Origin of the sequence: Cupriavidus sp. 2TAF22 (assembly GCF_052115045.1) — a bacterium.
Lineage (GTDB): Bacteria > Pseudomonadota > Gammaproteobacteria > Burkholderiales > Burkholderiaceae > Cupriavidus.
This window is the reverse complement of sequence record NZ_JBFRFX010000042.1, coordinates 40,144-61,159: the sequence shown is the minus strand read 5'-3', so window position 1 is coordinate 61,159 and position 21,016 is coordinate 40,144. Positions and strand designations below refer to the sequence as shown.

The window sequence follows — 21,016 nt, the reverse complement described above, 5'->3', positions numbered from 1 at the left end:
CTCCTGAGCGTTAAGCGAGTACCGGGTCTTGGCGGCGCACGCCGGTGCGCTGCAGCGCGCCGACGTCCACGATCAGTGCCACGCTGCCGTCGCCCAGGATGGTGGCGGCGGAGATGCAGGGCACCTTGCGGTAGTTGGTTTCGAGATTCTTCAGCACCACCTGGTGCTGGCCGATGAGCTGGTCCACCAGCAGCGCGAAGCGCTTGCCTTCGGCCTGCAGGATCACGGCGATGCCCTGCGTCGGCTCCTGCACGGCGTCGTCCACGTTGAACACGCGGTGCAGCTCCAGCAGCGGCAGGTATTCGCCGCGCACGTGCATCACGCGGTCGTTGTTGGCCGCGGTGTGCACGTCCTCGGGCTTGGGCTGCAGCGATTCCATCACGCAGCTCAGCGGCAGGATGAAGGTCTCCGCGCCGACCTTGACGGACATGCCGTCGAGGATAGCCAGCGTCAGCGGCAGCACGATGCGGGTAGTGGTGCCCAGGCCCGGACGCGAGGTGACCTCGACATGGCCGCCCATTTCCTGGATGTTGCGCTTGACCACGTCCATGCCGACGCCGCGCCCGGAGAGGTCGGTGACGGCTTCCGCGGTGGAGAAGCCCGGCGCGAAGATCAGCTGCCAGACCTCTTCGTCGCTGATGTTCTCCGATACCGGCAGGCCGCTCTGCAGGGCCTTGGCCAGGATCTTGTCGCGGCGCAGGCCGCCGCCGTCGTCGCTGACCTCGATGACGATGTTGCCGCCATGATGCTGCGCGGACAGGATCAGCTGGCCGGTCGGCTCCTTGCCGGCTGCAACGCGCTTGTCCGGCGTTTCGATGCCGTGGTCGAGGCTGTTGCGCACCAGGTGAGTGAGCGGGTCGATGATGCGTTCGATCAGGCTCTTGTCGAGCTCGGTGGCCTTGCCGAAGGTGACCAGGTCGATCTGCTTGCCGAGCTTGCCGGCAAGGTCGCGCACCAGGCGCGGGAAGCGCGAGAACACGTAGTCCATCGGCATCATGCGGATCGACATCACCGCTTCCTGCAGGTCGCGCGCATTGCGCTCGAGCTGGCCCATGCCGGAGAACAGGCGGTCGAACAGCACCGGGTCGAGCGCCGAGGCGGTCTGCGCCAGCATCGACTGCGTGATGACCAGTTCGCCGACCAGGTTGATGATCTGGTCTACCTTTTCGGTCGGCACGCGGATGGAGCCGGACTCCTGCGCATGCGCGGCGGCGGCAGGCTGAGCCTTGGCCTTTTCCTTTGCCGGCGCGGACGCCGCCGCCGGGGCGGCGGCCGGAGCCGGTGCCGGAGCCGGCGCTGCGGCAACGGCTGCAGTGGCTTCGGCAGCCGGCGTCGCGCCGGCTGCCTCCACGACGATCTGGTCGCCGTCGACGATGAAGCAGCACACCGCGATGATGTCGTCGGCGCTGCACTGGCTCGACAACCATACGCTCAGGTTGCCGCCCTCTTCCTGCTGGCCGGTGATCTCGCCAAGGTTGCCAAGTTCGTCGCGCAGCAGGGCCCGGTCCGCCGCCGAGACGTTGATCAGCGTCACCTTGAGGCCGCTGCCCGCGGCCGCCGGCGCAGGCGCCGCCGCTACCGGGGCCGGAGCGGGAGCCGCGGCGGGCGCGGGTGCGCCACCGGCGGCTTCGTGCGCCAGCTGTTGCAGGACGGCGCAGATACGCGCCAGCGTTCCCGGATCGGGTTCGGTACCGTTACGGTAGGCGTTGAGCTGATCTTGCAACACGTCCTTGGTTTCCAGAAAGGTGTCGATGATGGTGCGGGACAACGCGAGTTCCCGCCGCCGCGTGCGGTCGAGCAGGTTCTCCAGCAGGTGCGTGGTCTCGGTCAGGGCGGCGAAGCCGAAGGTTGCCGCGCCGCCCTTGATGGAGTGGGCCGCGCGGAAGATCGCGTTGAGCTCTTCCGCGTCGGGGGATTCGAGATCCAGCCCGAGCAGCAGCTGCTCCATTTCCACGAGGAGCTCCTCCGCTTCCTCGAAGAAGGTCTGGTAGAACTGTGTGATATCGATATCGACAGACATAACCGTCCTGGCTCACTGAAATTCGCTGCGAAGACCGCCGCCGGCATGGCGGGCGGACTTCATTGAACACTGCCCTTGCCGGCCGGGGCCGAGGCGGGGGCCTGTGCCGCCTTGCCCTGCGCCGTTGCCGGGGCCGAAGCCGCCTTTGCCGCGGCGGGCGCCGAGGCGGCCGCCAGGCCTGCCTGCATTTGCTCGCCTGCCTCGCCTGCCTTTGCCGCCACCGAGACCTCGGCGGCGCTGGCATTCTCTGCCTCGATCCGCGCCTGCGCGCGCTGGTTGAGCACCACGATGCTGATGCGTCGGTTCACCGGCGCCAGCTCGTCCTTCTTGTCCAGCGGCATGGTCGCGGCCAGGCCGATCACGCGCAGCACCTTGCCTTCGTTCATGCCGCCACCGATCAGCTCGCGCCGCGAGGCATTGGCGCGGTCCGAAGACAGCTCCCAGTTGCTGTACGTGCGCTCGCCGTTCGAGTAGTTGGCCGCGTCGGTATGGCCGGACAGGCTGACCTTGTTGGGCATCTCGTTGAGCACCGGGCCGATCTCGCGCAGGATGGTGCGCATGTACGGCTCCACCGCGGCACTGCCGGTGCGGAACATCGGGCGGTTCTGCGTATCCAGGATCTGGATGCGCAGGCCTTCGCTGGTGATGTCCAGCAGCAACTGCGGGCGGAACTGGCGCAGCACCGGATTGTTCTCGATGATCTGCTCGAGGCGGTTCTTGAGCGCGCGCAGACGCTCGCCTTCCCTGCGCTCCCTGGCCTTTTCCGTGGCGTCTTCAGGGGTCTTGCGCACTTCGGCGTCCTGCCGCGTGATGTCGAGCCCGCCGCCGGGAATCACGCTGGAGGAAAGACTGCTCTTGTTCCCCCCCGCTATCGCCACCTTCAGCGGCGTGCGGAAATACTCTGCCAGCTGCACCAGGTCCTTCGGCGTCGACGCGCGCAGCAGCCATAGCACCAGGAACAGGGCCATCATCGCCGTCATGAAGTCGGCGTAGGCGATCTTCCAGCTGTGGTTACCGTGCGGCTTGGCGTGTCCGCGAGACTTGCGGACGACGATCGGGCGCATATCATGGGCGCTGCTCATCGCTGTAGCTCCTGCCGCTTAGGTGATGCTCTTGACCTCGCGGACGTGGTCGTCCAGCTCGAGGAAGGACGGGCGTTCGCTGGAGTACAGCACCTTGCGGCCAAACTCCACGGCCACCAGCGGTGCATAGCCATTGAGCGAGGCCAGCAGCGTGACCTTGATGCACTCGTACATCTTGATGGATTCGGCCACCTGGTGCTCGACCCGCGCGGCCAGCGGCGAGACGAAGCCGTAGGCCAGCAGGATGCCGAGGAAGGTGCCGACCATGGCGTGGGCGATCAGCGCGCCGAGTTCCGCCGGAGGCAGGTCGGCCGAGCCCAGCGCATGCACCACGCCCATGACGGCGGCAACGATGCCGAATGCGGGCAGGCCGTCGCCGATGCGCGCCAGCGCATGAGCGGGGACTTCTGCTTCGTGGCGGTAGGTCTCGATCTCGTGGTCCATGAGGGCCTCGATCTCGAAGGCATTCATGTTGCCGTTGACCATCATGCGCAGGTAGTCCGTGAGGAACTCCATCATCGCGGGGTCGGCGAGGATGCGCGGGTACTGGCTGAACACGCTGCTGGCGGCCGGATCCGCGATCTCCTTCTCGAGGAACAGGATGCCTTCGCGGCGGGCCTTGGACAGCAGCACGTAGAGCAGTGCCATGACTTCCATATACAGCGCCTTGCTGTACTTGCTGCTGCGGAACAGCGTCGGCAACGCACGCATGGTGGCCTTGATGGCCTTGCCGTTGTTTGAGCTGATGAACGCACCGGCAGCCGCGCCGCCGATGATGACAAACTCTGCGGGTTGATAAAGCGCGCCCATATGGCCGCCGGTCATGGCATATCCACCAAGCACCGCCACCATCACGACAACATAGCCAATTACAACTAGCACGATCGATTCCCCGTCAGTAAAACACGCGTCAGGCATGCACAAGGGCCGCTTCTCCGGGAGAGGAGGAAGGACCGCTTGCCCTGGCAAGACCCAGCAACCACGTACGCCGCCCCCGGACTCCGGGATCCGGAGCCCTGAAGCCCTGCAGTCCTATGGATTAACGACTTGAGACGGCAAGACTTGAAGACCTATTGATACGGCATTGATGATCTTCCAACGCGAATATCGACAATCAGGTGAATAAGCTTGAGTTTTCTCGCGAGTTCCCGCGATGGCCCGTGCGCGGCGTGGGTACGCTTCAGGGTGTGCCACGGGTCGTGCGCGCGGATGCCGTACCTGTGGCATCCGCGGCGCACGGCCGCAGGATTCCCGCGGGCGGGCCGGGCAGGAACCCTGCCCAGGCCGTCCGGGGATGTCTCTACCGAATCGCCTCAGTCAGGCAACGACTTGCGTGGGAGCGACGTCCTTCGGGAGCTTCTTGGCCTTGCCGGCGCGCGACGGCGGCCGGCACAGGCTGCATACGAAGTTCGCATGCGGCTCGTAGGCGTGTGTCACGAACTGGCCGCCGCAGCACGTGCAGCTGGAAAGCTGCAGCATGTTGCTCTCGAAAAACCGTACTAACGTCCATGCACGGGTGAAACTTAAGACAATTTCACTGCCGAGTAGCGAGACGTGCTCGAGATAGAGCCGATAGCTCGCCACCACCGCGCGGATGCCGGCGGTCTCGCCCTGCTGGACCATGAACTGATAGGCCGAGAAGAACAGCGAGGAATGGATGTTCGGCAACCAGGTGGTGAACCAGTCGGTCGAGAACGGGAGCATGCCCTTGGGCGGCGAGGCGCCGCGCAGCTCCTTGTAGAGGCGGATCAACCGGTCGCGCGAGAGCGTGGTCTCGGCTTCGAGCACCTGAAGACGGGCACCCAGGCCGATCAGCTCGATGGCGAGCTGGGTCTGGTTGGCGTCCTGCAGCACGCTCTTGCGGTTTGGGACTGGAGTGGCCGTGAAACTCCGGGCGGGCTGGGCCTGCAGGAGCGCGGTCAATTGAGCGACTCCACGGGCTGCCGTGCGAGCAGGATCGCAGCATGGATCTGCTGCATATCATGGCTCTTGGCCGTATGGGTGAGCGTCGACAGCAAGGCATGGTCSTCGAACCGGAAACGGCACAAGACCATGTTGGACGCTGCCAACTTGACGAGCTGGGCCGGTGTCAGCTTGGCGAGGATGTCAGCGATTTCCTTGCTGACGCCGAGCCTGAACATGGCTTCCAGATGGTTTTCGCGCACCAGGCGTTGCGCGAGCAGCAGATAGGCGAGATTGACCTCCCTGATCTCCTGGAGAACTTCACTGCTTTCCAATTTTTCCCCGCTACCAAAAACCCTTCGACCGCTTGTCCGGCGCTTACCCGCAGCCGAAGGCTGAAGGCGACCAGATCGTTTGCTTGCGTGTTCGACGGGTACTGCGTACGACTAAGGAACTGCGCTCGGTCAGACTTATCTCAAACGTTACAAGTGTTACAGAGTGTAAGTAGGACTGTGAGAGTTATATCGGCAATTGGACCAGACTGCCAATCCCCCCTTACGTTGGGGTAAGCAAATGTCGCATGAAACATACATGGGACACGAAGTTTGTAACAAGTCACAGATTCGTCATGTGATTTGCATCAAATCTGTTACTGGTTTGTAACAGAGGAAAACGTCTAAAATGCGCCGGACGCCACCCGCCGCAGGGTGCAAAATGCGCCCCCCGAGGCTTGTAGTCGCATTCCTCTATTGACGCGAAAACGCTCATTGCAGTAGTGCGCGCCGCAGCCATGCGGCCACCCGCGCAAACAGGTCGTCGGGCTCCTCGCGGAACAGATGCGGGCAGGTTTGCTCCACCTGCTCCATGACGCGCTCGGCCTCCTCGGCACTCACCGTGCCGTAGTCCATGGCCAGCGCCAGCAGCGCGCGCAGTTCGCCCAGGCGGGCGCGTGCCGCGCCCGCTCCGCGCTCGGTCTGCACCCGGTACAGGACGTCGTAGGCGCGGCTGCGCAGGCTCTCCGCCACGCGCCATGCGGGCGTCTGCATCTGCTCCTCCAGCGATCGGATATCAACCGCGGAGCCGGCCAGCTGCGACGCCAGGGGCTCGGTGAAGGCCAGGTCCGCCCCGGCGTCCTCCAGGATCTGCTCAGACCACTCCCGGGCGTGCGCGAGGCGCTCCTGGGGCGTCCATTCGTAGCGCACCGCCAGGCCGTAGCCGAAGCGCTGCGCGTCGCGCATGAGCGTGGCCATGGCGTTGGGCAGCTGCTTGTTGAAGACGCGCTTGGCCCATGCGTACTCGCCCCCCGAGAGCAGCCGCGTGACGGCGCGCTCGGTCAGCGGGCCATCGTGGTGGAGCAGGCGCGCGCGCAGGAAATCGTCATAGTCCGGCGGCGTGAATTCGTGGTCCAGCCCGGTGGAGAGCTTGACGAAGTGGTCGAACTCGGCGCGGAGCTTGGCGGCTGTCTCTGCGGACAGCGCGAGGGAGATTTCCGTTGTCATGGGGTTCAGTGCTGACGTTGGCGCAGAAAAGCGGCGCTGCCGGCAATGCCGGCAGCATCAGGCGATGCGTCGCCGCCTCGAAGAGGCCTCGCCTCAGAATGCGCTCCAGTCGCCGCTGTCCGACGTCGCCATCGCGGCGGGACGCGCAGCGCGCGCGGTGGCGGCCGGCGCGGTGGCGGCCGGCGCCACCTTCTCGTCCGCCACGGCAGGTTCTGCCTCGCTGCCGGCCGAATGGACGGGCGCCGGGGCCTTCGGTTCGATGCGCGCCGGCCGCGATACCGCCGCCGCCCTGGCGCGCGGCGCTTCCACGCGGCTGCCGGCGGCGCCTTGCACGTCGGCCAGGCGGAAGCTGGCCACAGAAGCCTGCAGGCGGGCGGCCTGGTCTTCCAGCGACCCTGCCGCGGCCGCGGCTTCCTCTACCAGCGCCGCATTCTGCTGCGTGACTTCGTCCATCTGCGCCACGGCCTTGTTGACCTGCTCGATGCCCGAGCTCTGCTCGGCCGAGGCCGCGCTGATCTCGCCCATGATGTCCGTCACGCGCTTGACTGCCTGCACGATCTCGCCCATGGTCTTGCCAGCCTGGTCCACCAGCGCCGAGCCGTTCTCCACGCGCGCCACCGAGTCGCCGATCAGGCCCTTGATTTCCTTGGCGGCGTTGGCGCTGCGCTGCGCCAGGCTGCGCACTTCGCCAGCCACCACGGCAAAGCCGCGGCCCTGCTCGCCGGCACGCGCGGCTTCCACCGCGGCGTTCAGCGCCAGGATGTTGGTCTGGAAGGCAATGCCTTCGATCACGCCGATAATGTCGACGATCTTCTTCGAAGCATCGTTGATCTCGTCCATGGTCTGCACCACGCGGCCGACCACTTCGCCACCCTTCACCGCGGTCTCGGAGGCGTTGGCGGCGAGGCCGCTGGCCTGGCGCGCGTTGTCGGCGTTCTGGCGCACGGTGCTGGTCAGCTCTTCCATGCTCGACGCGGTCTCTTCCAGCGAGGCCGCCTGCTGCTCGGTGCGCTGCGACAGGTCGCTGTTGCCCGCGGCGATCTGGCGCGAGGCGGAAGCGATGGACTCGGCCGACTCCTTGAAGTCACGCACCGTGGCCGACAACTGCTGCTGCATCTGCTTCATGGCGTGCAGCAGGCTGGTCTTGTCGCCGCTGCGCAGCTTGACCTCGCCAGAGAAGTCGCTGCCGGCGATGCGCGCGGCAATGGCCGCGGCATAGCCGGGCTCGCCGCCAAGCTGGCGCGACAACGTGCGCGCCAGGAAGGCGCCCAGCGCCACGGAAACGGCCAGGCCGCCGAGCACCAGGCCCAGCATCCACAGGCGCGAAGCCTCATAGACGCCGCGCGCTTCCTGCATATTGGCCAGCGCGCGGTCATCGCGGCGCTTGACCATCTTGGCCATCACGTCTTCGAGCGCGCGGCTCTCCTTGATCAGGTCAGCACTTTCGCTGAACACCTGGCTCTCGAACTGGGAGGTATCGAGCGGCTGCTTGCCCACCAGCGCCACATAGGCGTTGATGCGCTGATGGTAGGCCGGCAGCAGCGTGTCCATCTGCTTGACCAAGGCCTGGCCTTCGGGCTGCGTGAACATGGAGCGCGCACCCTTCACGCGCTCTTCGAGCGCGTTCAGCGATTTTTCGATCTGATCCTTCTCGGCGGCGCGCTCGCCCATCGTCGATGCGGACAGCAGCGCGATCTGCGCGCGGCTGGAATAGAGCAGGTCGATATTGGCGCCCTGCACGCTCTTTAGCGCCTGCAGGTCGCCGTGGTAGATCTTGCCCGTCCAGTCGGCCATGCGGCCCATGTTGATGACGCCGAGCAGACCCATCACAGCGCCGATGAACGACACGACCAGAAAGCCAACGACCAGCTTGGTCGTGACGCGCAGCTGATTGAACCATTGCATGCCGACTACCTCTTTTCTCTGAATGACTTGACCAGGCGCCTTGCCTGTCCGGGCCGGCGGATGCCGGCGAGCGCAGACGGCGGGCGCTATTATTTTCTAGAACAGATGTTTTCAGACTGACTGCCTCAGCCGGAGACACTGGGCCGGTGCCGGGCGGTCTGCCTTGGCCGTCCAAGTATTGCCGGCTACTTCAATGCACTGCCTGCTACTCGCCTGCTACTCGCTTGCCCTGACTTGCCTGCACGATGCCCGGCCCCGCAGCCTGCGCACCTCAGGCTCGCGCCAGCCTTTGTTCACCCGGCGCCGGCTCGCGGCGCGCACGCACGGGCCGCGCCTCCGGGCGCAGGCTGACGCGGAATGTGGCCACCGTGTCGCGCAGGCGCGCGGCCTGGTCTTCGAGCGAACCCGCCGCAGCCGCGGCCTGCTCCACCAGTGCCGCGTTCTGCTGCGTCACCTGATCCATCTGCGCCACGGCTTCGTTGACCTGTTCGATGCCCGAGCTCTGCTCGGCCGAGGCCGCGCTGATCTCGCTCATGATCCCGGTCACGCGCTCGACTGCCTGCACGATCTCGCCCATGGTCTTGCCGGCCTGGTCCACCTGCGCGGAGCCATTGGCCACGCGCGCTTCGGACTCGCCGATCAGGGTCTTGATTTCCTTGGCGGCGTTGGCGCTGCGCTGCGCGAGCCCGCGCACCTCGCCGGCCACCACGGCAAAGCCGCGGCCCTGCTCGCCGGCACGCGCGGCTTCCACCGCGGCGTTCAGGGCCAGGATGTTGGTCTGGAAGGCAATGCCTTCGATCACGCCGATGATATCGACGATCTTCTTCGAGGCCTCGGTGATCTCGTCCATGGTCTGCACCACCCGGCCCACTGCCTCGCCGCCCTTCACCGCGGTCTCCGAGGCATTGGCCGCCAGCCCGGTGGCCTGGCGCGCGTTGTCGGCGTTCTGGCGCACGGTGCTGGTCAGCTCTTCCATGCTCGATGCGGTCTCTTCCAGCGAGGCCGCCTGCTGCTCGGTGCGCTGCGACAGGTCGCTGTTGCCCGCGGCTACCTGGCGTGTGACCGAGGAGATGCTCGACATGCCTTCCTGGATCTCGCCGACCACCGAAAGCAGGCTGCGCTGCATGGTGCGCATGGCGCGCGCCAGTGCGCCCACCTCGTCGGACGCGCGGTACTCCAGGTGCGTAGTGAGGTCGCCGGCGCCCATGCGCAGCGCGAAGTCCAGCATGTCGCGTACCGGCCGGTTCACCCGTGCCAGCAACAGCGAGCCAGCGATGAACGATGACGCCACCGCCAGCGCGAAGCCGCTCCACAGCCATGGCCGCAGCGCGCTCGCGCCAGCATCGCCCGCCAGCAGCTCGAATGCCACCAGCGCGGCCAGGAACCACACCAGCCCGGATGCCTGCGACACCAGGATGCGGCGCCTGAGGGAGAACTTGCGCAGGCTGCCGACCAGGCCGGGCAGGCCACGGCGCACCACGGCGCCGTCGCGAACCGTCAGCCGGCGGCCCTGGTCTTCGCGCAGGCGGGCATAGGCTGCCTCGGCCGCCTCGACCTGTTCGCGCTGCGGCGTGGCGCGCACGGAGGTATAGCCCACCAGCTGGCCGTCGATCACGGTCGGCGTGACCGTGGCGTTCACCCAGTAGTAATCGCCATCCTTGCGGCGGTTCTTGACGATGCCAACCCAGGAACGGCCCGCCTGGATGGTCTGCCAGAGATCGGCAAACGCTTCGGGCGGCATGTCGGGGTGGCGCACAAGGTTATGCGCCGCGCCGAGCAGGTCCTCCGCCGCGAAGCCGCTGACCTCGATGAAGGCGCGGTTGGCGAACGTGATACGCCCCTTCAGGTCGGTCCGGGAGATGAGATAGTCGTCAGGCGAGAGCTTGTACTCGCGGTTCGTTACTGGCTGGTTGTTTCGCATGTGTGGAAAAACTGCGTGGGTCGGGCTGGCGTGGATCGCTTCCGCGTCAGGCGGCCACGGCTGCTTCAAGCGCCGCGAGCTCTTCGGTGTCCAGCAGTTTCTCGATATCGACGAGGATCAGCATGCGGTTCTCGACCGAGCCGATGCCGCGGATGTACTCCGTCTCGCCGGAAAGCTGCGGCGCCTGCCGGATCTCGCCGGCGCCCAGCGTCAGCACGTCGGACACGCCGTCGACCACGATGCCGGTGGTCTGCTCGTGCAGCTCGACGATGATCACGACCGTGTACTGGTCATAGTCGATCTTGGCCTGCCGGAACTTGATGCGCAGGTCGATGATCGGCACGATGATGCCGCGCAGGTTGATCACGCCTTTCAGGTACTCCGGCGCGTTGGCGATCTGCGTGACGTTCTCGTAGCCACGGATCTCCTTCACCTTGAGGATGTCGATGCCGTACTCCTCGCCACCCAGCCTGAAGGCGAGGAATTCCTCGCCTGCGCCTTCCGTCTTGATCCCGTTCTTCATTTACTGGCTCCCGCTTGCCAAGTCCGGCCCTGCGGTGCGACCAAAGCCACGGCCGGCCCGCCCGCGGGCGGGCAGCCTGGCCGAGACCCGGCCGCCGCCGAGGCACGAATATCGTTTACTGCTTAACGGCAGCCGGGGACGTGGCTGAAGGGTAACAATACCGATGCATTCACCCTACTTTGGTGGGGTCCAGCAGCGCCCCGACGGCTTCCATCAGCTGATCGGGATCGAACGGCTTGGCCAGGAAGCCGGATGCGCCGGCCTCGCGTGCCTGCTCACGCACGTGGCTGTCGACCTCGGTGGTGAGCATGAGCATGGGAATGGCGGCATAGGCGCTCGTGGCCCGCAGCGTGCGGATCAGGGTCAGGCCATCGGTGCCTGGCATGACCTGGTCGGTCACCAGCATGCCGAAGGATGCCTGCCGCGCCTGGGCCAGCGCCTCGTCGCCATCGGCGGCTTCGGTGACGACGTAGCCGCCCGCGCGCAGGCAGGCGCCGATCATGCGGCGCAGGGAGGGAGAATCGTCGACGACAAGGATATGAGGCAAAGACATGGCGGCTCCGTTGACAGCACGATGGTGAGCCCACGGGCGCGCTGCCTGGCGCGGTGGACCAGTGTTCGTTCTTGCCCCGGGCGGCGTGGGCCCGGCGGTCGCCGCGCGCGTTTTCGCACGCACCGGCGACGAGGCTGAAGCAGGCGCCGCGCGCAAGCCGGCATGGCCGGTGCAAACGGCGCCCCTCTCGGGGCATATCGGCAGCGGCGGCGAAATCCGTAGGCCCGATGCGCGTGCCGGCGACCGATCATCACGGCTGGCCATCGCGCCGCGGTTGCGGCAGCGGCCATGCCCCGTCCATCAGCCCTAACCGATCGCCGGAATTGCGCTTACCCTACCTGCATGGGGTGCAGCAGCTTGTCGCTGAGCCGGCATACTACGGCGCCCGCTGCAAGCCGCGCCGCGCTCCTGGACGGCCAAGGCGAAGGCCTGCGTCACCGCGAACGGGCACCGCAAAGCCATCGGAACGTCATATGTCGAACTTGCCAGCCCCCCCGTGGAACCAGCGGGAATCTCCCGACGCGCGCCAGCCCGACAAGCTCACGGTGCTCGTGCAGGGAGCGCCGGACGTGTTGCTGGCGTCCTTGCCTGACTTCGACGGTCGGCTGCAATGGCTGTCGCGGCGCCCGCGCCAGCCGGCCGATGCGCAGATCGTCATCGCCGAGCGGCAGATCGGCGCGACGCTGGCACAGCGCCTGCGTTCGCTGCGCCACCCCGAGCGGCTGGTGCTCACCGTGCTGGTCGATGGCACCGCTGCCGCGGCCACCGGCTGCGGGCCGATCGTGCCGACCACCGCGCAGGCGTTGCCGCACACCCTGGAGCTGCTGGCTTCGGTGCTGTTCGCGCCGGTGCTGGGAGACGGCCCGATGCCGCTGTCGTGGCGCGATGTGCAGACGCTGGCGAGCCGTGACGCGCTCGGCCTCGCACTGCACCTGGATACCAGCAGCGAGTCCTGCATGTCCGATGCGTTGCTGATGCAGCTGGCGCGCTTCCACGGGCGCACGCGCATCGAGCCCGAGGCCCTGCTGGCCAGCATCTACCTGCCGCGCGGGTTGCCGTCGCTGGTGCAATGCAGCCAGCAGTTGCGGCGCCTGGGCGCAGTGACAGGACATCACTGCGAGACCCGCTTTGCCCTGCTGGTGCCCGAGAGCGGGTGCTTCACCCGCGTGCTGGCCCTGTTCCCGCCCGGTGGCTCGCTGCCCGAGCCGTACACGCCGCGGCGCTGAGCGGCGCTCAGCGGCACAAGCACGCAAGACACCAGCGCTGCCGCTTGGCGGTTCAGGCGCCCGCCAGCAGACCGGCGAAGCTGCCGGCGTCGAGCGGATGCGACAGCAGGTAGCCCTGCACCTCGTCGCAACCCATGGCGGCCAGGATGTCGAGCTGCGAACTCGACTCGACCCCTTCGGCCACCACGCGCATGCGCAGTTCATGCGCCAGCGCCACCATCGAGCCGACGATGGCGCGTCCTTGCGCGTCCATGTCGAGCCCGCCGATCAGGGTGCGGTCGATCTTCAGGGTGCCCACGCGCAACCGCTTGAGGTAGCCCAGGCTGGAGTAGCCGCTGCCGAAATCGTCGAGCGCCACATGGATGCCGAGCGCCTGCAGCTCGACCAGGGTCTCGAGCGATTGCGCGATGTCCTTCATCGCGGCGGTCTCGGTGATCTCCAGCGTGACCGCCGACGGCGGGATGTCGTGCTGATGGATCTGCTCCAGCAGGTATTGCGGGAAATCGCGGCTGGCAAAGCGCAGGCCCGAGACATTGATGGCCACCGGGACGGTCGGGATGCCGGCGTCCTGCCATTGGCGGATCTGCTTGCAGACCGTGGCGATGACCCAGTCGTCGAGCTTGTCGATCTGCCCGGACTGTTCGGCCACGGTGATGAACTCGGCCGGGTTGACCTGCCCCAGCGTGGGGTGGCGCCAGCGGCAGAGCGCCTCGGCGCCCACCACGGTGCGCTGGCGCACGTCGAACTTGGGCTGGTACTGCAGCGAGAGGCCGTCGTCCTGGATCGCCAGCCAGAGGTCGCGCCGGATCACGCGCATGCGCCGGGCGCGCTCGCCGGCCGCGGAATTGAACACGCGCACCTGGTTGGAGCCGCTTTCGCGCGCTTCGCTCAGGCTCACCCGCGCGGCCTGCATCAGGGCTTCGGAGGTCTGGGCGTCGCGCGGGTAGATGGCGATGCCGATGTTCACCCCGATCTGCATCTGCAGCCCGCGGGCGGCGACAAACTCCGCCAGCGAACCCAGCAGGCGCGAACCCAGCTCATTGGCGCGGCCCTGATGCACCAGTTCGGGCACGCCGACGGCAAACTCGTCGCGCGCCAGGCGCGCGAGGAAATCGTGTGGCTCGAGCGCGGCCTGCGCCAGGGCGCCGGCATCCTGGGCCAGGATATCGTCAGCCCGTACCTCGAAGACTTCGTCGACTTCGCGGAAATCGGCGATATGCACCAGCAGCACGGCGCAGCCGGTCTCTTCCAGCCGCGCCTGCGCGATCGACTGGTCGAGCCAGCGCGCAAACGCGGCGCGGTCCGGCAGGTCGGTGCTGACGCTGTACTCGCCGACCGTGCCCTGTCCGCGCGCGGTCGTGCGCACGGTCAGGCGGCCCGGGATGCGGCCCCGGCGGCGCACCGGCATGGCGCCGCCGCTGGACGTGCCCACGGGCGGTTCGTCCGGCATGTCGTCCAGCCCGCCGGCATCGGGCGCGCCGTAGCCATTGGCGCTGGCGAGCCGCCAGCCGCGCAGGTTGGCGCGGCGCAGCCAGAAGAAACCGAGCGGCAACGCCAGCAGCGCGCCCATGGCCAGCCAGGCTGGCTGCATGACGATGCCCGCATCGCCGCACAGGGCGGTGCGGCGCGACGTGTCGCTGCACAAGGTGCTCAGGCGGGCCCCCGCGGCCACCACCACGCCGGCGCCGGCCAGCATGCCCAGCAACGCTCCGGCCCGCAGCATCGGCAGCTTGCGGCGCAGCCAGGGAACCGCCAGCGTCAGCGCGGCGGTCACGGCCAGGGCCGCCGCGGTCTGCGACACCTCGCGCGTCACGCGCAGGCTGCCGGAACCCAGGGCGACCCATAGCGGCAGGCCCACGGAGGCAGGCGACAGCAGCAGGAACGCCCAATGCAGCGTCCTGGCGGGGCCGCGCGCCAGCTCCCGGTCCGGCTTGGCTGCGCGAATGCCCAATCCGACCGCGAGGCCGGAGAGGGCAGCGAGCAGCAGAAGGCTAGCACTCATGTCAATAAGCAAGCTGCGCAAAAATTGGGGGCGAAAATGGCGCGACGAAGAGATCTACGCGGGCGCGAGACCCGCATCATCGCATCACGCGGCCTTCCCCGAAAAGGAAAACGGCTGCAAGCGCACCGCCATGGCTCAGAACGCGCTCCAGTCGTCGCCGCCGGCGCCGGCCCCGAGGGCCTGCGGACGCACCATCGGCGCCACGCGCTGGACCGCCTTGCGCTGTCGCGCAGGCGTGGCAGGCTGGCGCCGGGGCGCGGCTGCCGCAGTCACCGGAACACGCGCAACCGGCGCGCTTGCCCGCGCCACGGACGCCGCGGCGGCCTGGCCGCCGGAGAGCCGGAACACGGACACCACGCCGTCGAGCTTCTGCGCCTGCTCTTCCAGCGCACCCGCCGCGGCCGCTGCCTGCTCGACCAGCGCGGCATTCTGCTGCGTGACCTCGTCCATCTGCGTGACCGCCTGGTTGACCTGCTCGATGCCGCTGGTCTGCTCCTGCGACGCCGCGCTGATCTCGTTCATGATGTCGGTGACGCGCTTGACCGCGTCGACGATCTCGCCCATGGTCTGGCCGGCTTCCGCCACCAGCCGCGTGCCACTTTCGACGCGCTGGCCGGACTCGCTGATCAGGGCCTCGATTTCCTTCGCGGCGGCGGCAGAGCGCTGCGCCAGGCTGCGCACCTCGCCTGCCACCACGGCGAACCCGCGGCCCTGCTCGCCGGCGCGCGCGGCTTCCACCGCGGCATTGAGCGCCAGGATATTGGTCTGGAAGGCAATGCCCTCGATCACGCCGATGATCTCCACCACCTTGCGCGACGAGCCGCTGATCTCGTTCATGGTATCGACCACGCGGCCCACCACGTTGCCGCCCTTGAGGGCGATCTGCGAAGCGTCGCCGGCCAGCACGCCGGCCTGCCGCGCGTTATCGGCATTCTGGCGCACCACCGTGGTCAGCTCTTCCATGCTGGCGGCGGTCTGCTCCAGCGAGGAGGCCTGCTCCTCGGTGCGCTGGGACAGGTCGAGGTTGCCGGTGGCGATCTGCTTGGTGGCCGAAGCGATCGAATCGGTGCCGCCGCGCACCTGCGACACGATATTCGACAGGCTGTCCTGCATGGCGGACAGCGCCTGCATCATGCGCCCGACTTCGTTGCGCGACACATTGACGATGCGCGAAGTCAGGTCGCCGGCGGCGATGCGCTCGAACACCGACAGCGCCTCCTCCACCGGCCGCACGATGGCCCGGTGCAGGGCCGCCGTGCAAAGCGCGGCCACCAGCAGGCCGGCCACGACCAGCGCGAACGACAGCATGCGCACGCGCTCGAAGCGGGTCTGCGAGACATTGAAGTTGGACTCGCCGGTGCGGATCTGGTACCCCTGCAGGGCTTCATAGGCCGTTGCCATGCTGCGTTGCATATCCGGCAGTTCCTTCTTGGCGATCGTCAGCGCCTGCTCCGCGTTGTTCTCCAGCAGCGCCTTCTGCAGGGGCTTGATGCCCTTTTCCATGAAATCGCGGCGCTTGCGCTCCAGATCATCCGCCAGCGTTTTTTCCTCCGCGCTCTGCGGCAGGCTGGCATAACGCTTCCAGGCAGCTTCGGCGCCGTCGATGAAGACCATCGAGCGGTCCACCGCCACCTTGCCGTCGCCGGGTTCGCCCGGCATCACGCCACGGTCCAGCGCCAGGCGCATGCGGGTGGTGCCAAGCATGGTCTCGCTCAGTGCCTGCGCCGAGGCCAGCTGGTTACCGTAGGTCTCCTGGAGTGCGTCATTGCTGTGCGAAATTCCGTACAGGCCGGCCGCGCCGACGAGCACGAGCAGCAGCGACAGCACGGCCATTGCGCCGCGCAGCAAGGTTTTGATCTGGATATTGTTATGGAAAGACATGAAGCACCCGATACGGTAAGGAACGCGCGGGGCCTCCTCCGGCCCCGGCCCGGCGGATCGACACCCCTGCGACCCGCTCAGGGCAGATAACGGCGAGCCCGCGAGAATCCTTGAGCAAGGTGCCGTGCGCGGCACGCGGCTCAGCCGCCCCCTCCCGTTTCGACCTGGAACGCCTCGCCTGTGGCAAAAAATGCCCCGCCGGCCAGATAGTGTATCGAACGGCACTCGCTATCCGGAAAATGCCATCGGCCGTTGGAAAATACGGCGGAGTCGGCCCAGGCAGTAACCACCTCGGCAATAAACAAGTCATGGCGCGCGGCATTATGCGGCTCGGGAATCACCCGGCATTCAAGCCATGCCAGGCATCCCGCCAGCAGCGGCGCGGCAATTTCCCGGGCCGGAAATGTCGCCAGGCCTGCGGCCGCGAACTTGTCGGCCTCGCGGCCGGAGTGCGAACCGACCTCCAGCGTGGCGGCGGCCTGCGGCCGCGCCGGAATGTTCAGGGCGAACTCGCCGGACGCGTCCACCAGTTCGCGCGTGAGGGTGCGCGCATCGATGACGACTGCCACCTTGGGCGGCTGGAAATCGAGCGGCATGGCCCAGGAGGCGGCCATCACGTTGCGCCTGGCGCCGTGCGCACTGGTCACCAGCGTCACGGGCCCGTGGTTCAGCAGGCGGTAAGCCTTGGCCAGTTCCACGGGGACAAGGCGTGCGGGGATGTTGGCTGCGGTGTCGGTGAGATCGGATGACATGGCAATGATGATGCGCGGGAGAGCCTGATTTGCAATGAGGCCGCTATTGTTGCAGCAAACGCACTCGCCGGCGTGCGCCAATACGCCGGCGAGGGTTATTTCCGATTGCCCGGCAAAACAATGCAAATGGCCGGCGCGTGGATTTTCCGGCCGCGCAGCGCGACCGCGACAAATCCCGGGTGCACGGTGACCTGCGATTCGCACGGAAGTTCATTAATTGGGCCTCGGCATCGATTTATCAGAATTCTCTTTTCCGCCGGCACGGGCATATGCAGAATCGCCGGGCGCCGTTATAATCGTCTCACTCTCACCCGCTAACCCAGTAAATCGAGGCTCGTAATGGCGACTTATCAGGAAATTGTTCAAAAAATCAGCGAACTCCAAAAGCAGGCCGAGGAAATCAAGGCGCGCGAGCAGGCTTCCGTCATCGCCGATATTCGCGAGAAAATTGAGCAATATGGACTGACCGCCGACGACCTCGGCTTCGGTACCAAGCCGGCCGCCAGCAAGAAGGCCACCCGCAAGGTGCCGGTACGCTACCGCGACAGCGCGGGCAATACCTGGACCGGCCGTGGCAAGCGTCCGGGCTGGCTGACGCAGGCGCTGGCCGCCGGCAAGAATATCGACGACTTCCTGATCGGCTGAGATCGGCTGAGATCGGGGTTTTCCCCGCGCGAAGTAAAACGGCCGGGCTAATGCCCGGCCGTTTTACTTGCTGCCTGAGCAGCGCCAGACCGCTCAGCCGGCGAAACCCAGCGGGTTCATGGACTGCCAGCGCCACGAATCCACGCACATGCGGTCGAGATCGTGCCTGGCGCGCCAGCCGATCAGCGACTGCGCCAGCGCCGGATCCGCATAGCACGCGGCGATATCGCCGGGCCGGCGCGCGACGATCTCGTACGGCACCGGACGCCCGCTGGCGCGCTGGTAGGCCGCCACGACTTCCAGCACGCTGTAGCCCCGGCCGGTACCCAGGTTGACGGTCAGGCACTGCTGCTTGTCGCGCAGGTAGACCAGCGCGGCAAGGTGGCCGTCCGCGAGGTCGCTGACGTGGATGTAGTCCCGCACGCCGGTGCCGTCGCCGGTCTGATAATCGCCGCCATAGACCATCAGCTTCTCGCGTCGGCCGCCGGCCACCTGCGCTACATAAGGCATCAGGTTATTAGGCACGCCACCCGGGTCTTCGCCGATCAGCCCGCTTTCATGCGCACCCACCGGATTGAAATAGCGCAGGTAAGCGATGCGCCATGCCGGGTCGGCGCGCTCCAGGTCGCGCAGGATCTGTTCGCTCATCAGTTTGGTCTGGCCGTAGGGATTGGTGGCCGAGAGCGGGAAGTCCTCGAGGATCGGCACCGTGTGCGGATTGCCATAAACCGTGGCGGACGAGCTGAACACGAGCTGCTTCACGCCGGCCGCGTTCATCGCCGAGCACAGCGTGAGCAGGCCATTGAGATTATTGTCGTAATAATCGAGCGGCTTGCTGACCGATTCCCCCACGGCCTTGAGCGCCGCGAAATGAATCGCCCCCGAGATCCGGTGTTCCGTGAACAAGCGGTCCAGCAGGGCGCGGTCGCGCACGTCGCCTTCCACAAAATGCGGGCGCTGGCCGGTAATCTGCGCCAGCCGCTCGACCACGACGCGATTGCTGTTGCAGAGATTATCCAGGCCGATCACGTGATAGCCGGCCTCGAGCAAGGCGACCCAGGTGTGCGAGGCGATATAACCGGTGGCTCCCGTGAGCAGCAGTGTTTCAGACATGGCGATTCATCGATGAGGTTATGAAAGTGGCTAAAAAGGCGCTGCAGTGGCTCCGGTCGTGCCCGTCGCGCACAAGCTGCCCCGGAAGCCGGACCAAGGCCGGGCCGGCGCCTCGGAAGTGACGGCTAAGCATATCAGGCCAAGTCCGGCGCGCCCGGGGCGGTGGCAGGATTTTGTGCGGGCACAAGGCCGGCGCGGGCCTGCCAGGCCTCGAAAGCGGTGCGCAGGCGCCAGCCCGATTCCAGGTCACGCATGCCCAGGCGCTGGGCGACCTCGGCGGGACTCGCGCCGGCCTCGAAGTGCAGCGCGCAGCAGGTATTGCGCAGCGTCTGCGGCGAAGCCCGTTCGCTGCGCTCCGCCAGCACGCCGGCCTCGTCGAGCAGGATCTCCACGCGGCGGTATAGCGAAGCCGCGTGCAGGGGCCGGCCGCTGGGCATTGCCGGGAATACCAGGTCGCCGTGCGTGCCGGAGGCCGCGCGGGTTTCCAGCCACGCCAGCACCGCCGCCCGGGCGAAGGGGAAGACCGGCGCCGCATAGGCGCGCCCGTTGTCGGCGCGCACCAGGCGCAGGACAGAGACATCCGCCTCGATGCTGTCGGTGCGCAGCATGCGCGCTTCGCCGACCTTCAGGCCAGCGCCCAGCAGCACCGCCACCAGCGCGGCGTCGCGCGCGCGTTTCCACTGGGTGGGCGAAGGCTTGCCGCTGTCCTTGCCGTCCTTGCCGTCCTTGCCGTCCTTGCCGTCCTTGCCATCCGTCAACGGCGACGCGGCCGCCGGAGCAAGCACGCGGGCGATCAGGATGTCCCGCTCGGCGGGCAGCAGGAAGGCCGTGGGATCGTTCTCGCCTTCGGCGAGATGTGCGCGCACGGCCTGGCTGGCGGGGTTGTGCAAGCCATCCTGGAGTTGCGACAGGTGATGGAACACGCGCTCGATGAGGCGCGCGTAGCGGTAGCGGTGGTGCTTGTGCAGGTCCTGCTCGTCCAGGAAGGCGCCGATCTGCTCGGCGGACCAGGCCAGCGGCGCCACGCCGCGCTCGCCCGACCAGCGCAGCAGCTTGCCCCACATGGACCGGTAGACCACGGCGGTGCCCTGGCGAAAGCCGTGGCGGGCAAGCCAGCCGTCGAAGGCGCGCTCCGGCTGGTTGCGCCAGGCGTCGAGGTCCGCATCGAAGAGGGCGGAAGTCAGCCCGTCGGCGCTCATGTTGGTCTTCACGCGCGCTCCTGCGTTGGTTGCGGCAATGGCCGTATTGTAGACAAATCGCCACAAAAGACCGAGCCCCGCGGCACCCGCAAGCGCGCATCAAGCGCAGCGCACGACGCCTGCGGCGGGCATTTGAGCGGCACTGCCACCGCGCCTTGTTGCATTTGCGCGCCCGGGCTGCTACCTTTCACTGCATTGCTATGCAACTGGTTGCATAGCAAGCTTGCAGACAACGCTGAAGAACGATGCCGAGGCGCCGCGCGCGCCCTTGGCCAACCCGGAGAAGACACCGTGAACCAAGCAGCCCTGAGCACAGCGGCGCAAGCCTCGCTGGCCACCTGGCATCGGATGATCGCCACCCATTCGATGGCCGAGCTGGACAGCATCGTCGCCGACGATGTCGTGTTTCATTCGCCGGTGGCGCACACGCCCTACCCGGGACGCGTCGCGCTGCGCATGGTGCTGGAGACCGTGAACCAGGTCTTCCAGGACTTCCGCTACCACCGCTGCTTCGTCAGCGACGACGGCCACAGCGTGGTGCTGGAGTTCAGCGCCAAGGTGGACGGCAAGTCCGTCAAGGCCATCGACATGATCCGTTTCAACGCGGACGGCAAGATCGACGACTTCGAAGTCATGGTGCGCCCCAAGAGCGGCCTCGACGCGCTTGCCGCCGCCATGGGCGCGCGCCTGGCCAGCCAGAAGGCAGCCCTGCAAGGCGCCTGACGCGCCGGACCCGCGCCGGACCCGCGCCGCTTGCCGCCGCATTCCTTCAATTCCGGATTCTTTCCGCTCC

18 protein-coding genes are annotated in these 21,016 nt (G+C 67.1%); 3 read left to right on the top strand and 15 right to left on the bottom strand.

Annotated elements, in window-relative coordinates:
• Positions 1-10 precede the first annotated feature (10 nt).
• The 10 genes from cheA to AB4Z48_RS33235 all read right to left on the bottom strand — a co-directional run bounded on the left by cheA (position 11) and on the right by AB4Z48_RS33235 (position 11,405).
• Positions 11-2,020 (bottom strand): chemotaxis protein CheA, encoded by a 2,010-nt coding sequence (gene cheA, locus AB4Z48_RS33280; RefSeq protein ID WP_441621937.1) that lies wholly within the window; start codon positions 2,018-2,020, stop codon positions 11-13.
• Between the two features lie 59 nt (positions 2,021-2,079).
• Complete coding sequence (gene motB, locus AB4Z48_RS33275; RefSeq protein WP_441621935.1) at positions 2,080-3,102, bottom strand: flagellar motor protein MotB; 1,023 nt, start codon at positions 3,100-3,102, stop codon at positions 2,080-2,082.
• An 18-nt stretch (positions 3,103-3,120) separates the two neighbouring features.
• A complete protein-coding gene (gene motA / locus AB4Z48_RS33270; protein ID WP_441621933.1) occupies positions 3,121-3,984 on the bottom strand; it encodes a flagellar motor stator protein MotA in 864 nt (287 codons plus the stop codon).
• A gap of 435 nt (positions 3,985-4,419) precedes the next feature.
• Complete coding sequence (gene flhC, locus AB4Z48_RS33265; RefSeq protein ID WP_441621931.1) at positions 4,420-5,025, bottom strand: flagellar transcriptional regulator FlhC; 606 nt, start codon at positions 5,023-5,025, stop codon at positions 4,420-4,422.
• The gene (gene flhD / locus AB4Z48_RS33260; RefSeq protein ID WP_441621929.1) at positions 5,022-5,339 is read right to left on the bottom strand and encodes a flagellar transcriptional regulator FlhD; all 318 of its coding nucleotides are present in this window, start codon (positions 5,337-5,339) and stop codon (positions 5,022-5,024) included. Before flhD ends, flhC begins: the two co-directional genes overlap by 4 nt.
• 429 nt (positions 5,340-5,768) lie before the next feature.
• On the bottom strand, positions 5,769-6,503 hold the full coding sequence (locus AB4Z48_RS33255) for a DUF4088 family protein (RefSeq protein WP_441621927.1): 735 nt from the start codon (positions 6,501-6,503) through the stop codon (positions 5,769-5,771).
• A gap of 93 nt (positions 6,504-6,596) precedes the next feature.
• A complete protein-coding gene (locus tag AB4Z48_RS33250; RefSeq protein WP_441621925.1) occupies positions 6,597-8,408 on the bottom strand; it encodes a methyl-accepting chemotaxis protein in 1,812 nt (603 codons plus the stop codon).
• A gap of 271 nt (positions 8,409-8,679) precedes the next feature.
• Positions 8,680-10,329, bottom strand: coding sequence for a methyl-accepting chemotaxis protein (locus AB4Z48_RS33245; RefSeq protein ID WP_441621923.1), 1,650 nt, complete (start codon positions 10,327-10,329; stop codon positions 8,680-8,682).
• Positions 10,330-10,375: 46 nt separating this feature from the next.
• On the bottom strand, positions 10,376-10,852 hold the full coding sequence (locus AB4Z48_RS33240) for a chemotaxis protein CheW (RefSeq protein ID WP_441621921.1): 477 nt from the start codon (positions 10,850-10,852) through the stop codon (positions 10,376-10,378).
• Between the two features lie 169 nt (positions 10,853-11,021).
• Positions 11,022-11,405, bottom strand: a complete 384-nt coding sequence (locus AB4Z48_RS33235; protein ID WP_441621919.1) for a response regulator — start codon at positions 11,403-11,405, stop codon at positions 11,022-11,024.
• Positions 11,406-11,878: 473 nt separating this feature from the next.
• On the opposite strand from AB4Z48_RS33235, the gene AB4Z48_RS33230 reads away from it, so the two are divergent.
• A complete protein-coding gene (locus tag AB4Z48_RS33230; protein ID WP_441621917.1) occupies positions 11,879-12,631 on the top strand; it encodes a hypothetical protein in 753 nt (250 codons plus the stop codon).
• A gap of 52 nt (positions 12,632-12,683) precedes the next feature.
• Here AB4Z48_RS33230 and AB4Z48_RS33225 read toward each other — a convergent pair whose 3' ends face one another.
• The 3 genes from AB4Z48_RS33225 to AB4Z48_RS33215 form a co-directional block, all read right to left on the bottom strand.
• Complete coding sequence (locus AB4Z48_RS33225; protein ID WP_441621915.1) at positions 12,684-14,633, bottom strand: putative bifunctional diguanylate cyclase/phosphodiesterase; 1,950 nt, start codon at positions 14,631-14,633, stop codon at positions 12,684-12,686.
• 135 nt (positions 14,634-14,768) lie between these two features.
• Positions 14,769-16,514, bottom strand: coding sequence for a methyl-accepting chemotaxis protein (locus AB4Z48_RS33220; RefSeq protein WP_441621913.1), 1,746 nt, complete (start codon positions 16,512-16,514; stop codon positions 14,769-14,771).
• A 140-nt stretch (positions 16,515-16,654) separates the two neighbouring features.
• Complete coding sequence (locus tag AB4Z48_RS33215) at positions 16,655-17,266, bottom strand: flavin reductase family protein (protein WP_441622009.1); 612 nt, start codon at positions 17,264-17,266, stop codon at positions 16,655-16,657.
• Positions 17,267-17,605: 339 nt separating this feature from the next.
• On the opposite strand from AB4Z48_RS33215, the gene AB4Z48_RS33210 reads away from it, so the two are divergent.
• The gene (locus AB4Z48_RS33210; RefSeq protein WP_441621911.1) at positions 17,606-17,911 is read left to right on the top strand and encodes an H-NS histone family protein; all 306 of its coding nucleotides are present in this window, start codon (positions 17,606-17,608) and stop codon (positions 17,909-17,911) included.
• A 93-nt stretch (positions 17,912-18,004) separates the two neighbouring features.
• Here the strand turns inward: AB4Z48_RS33210 and galE are convergent, their stop codons facing one another.
• Both galE and AB4Z48_RS33200 read right to left on the bottom strand, forming a co-directional pair.
• Complete coding sequence (gene galE, locus AB4Z48_RS33205; RefSeq protein WP_441621909.1) at positions 18,005-19,024, bottom strand: UDP-glucose 4-epimerase GalE; 1,020 nt, start codon at positions 19,022-19,024, stop codon at positions 18,005-18,007.
• Between the two features lie 134 nt (positions 19,025-19,158).
• Complete coding sequence (locus AB4Z48_RS33200) at positions 19,159-20,223, bottom strand: tyrosine-type recombinase/integrase (RefSeq protein ID WP_441622007.1); 1,065 nt, start codon at positions 20,221-20,223, stop codon at positions 19,159-19,161.
• A 348-nt stretch (positions 20,224-20,571) separates the two neighbouring features.
• Here AB4Z48_RS33200 and AB4Z48_RS33195 point away from each other — a divergent pair, with 348 nt between their 5' ends.
• Positions 20,572-20,946, top strand: coding sequence for a nuclear transport factor 2 family protein (locus AB4Z48_RS33195; protein ID WP_441622005.1), 375 nt, complete (start codon positions 20,572-20,574; stop codon positions 20,944-20,946).
• Positions 20,947-21,016: the final 70 nt, after the last annotated feature.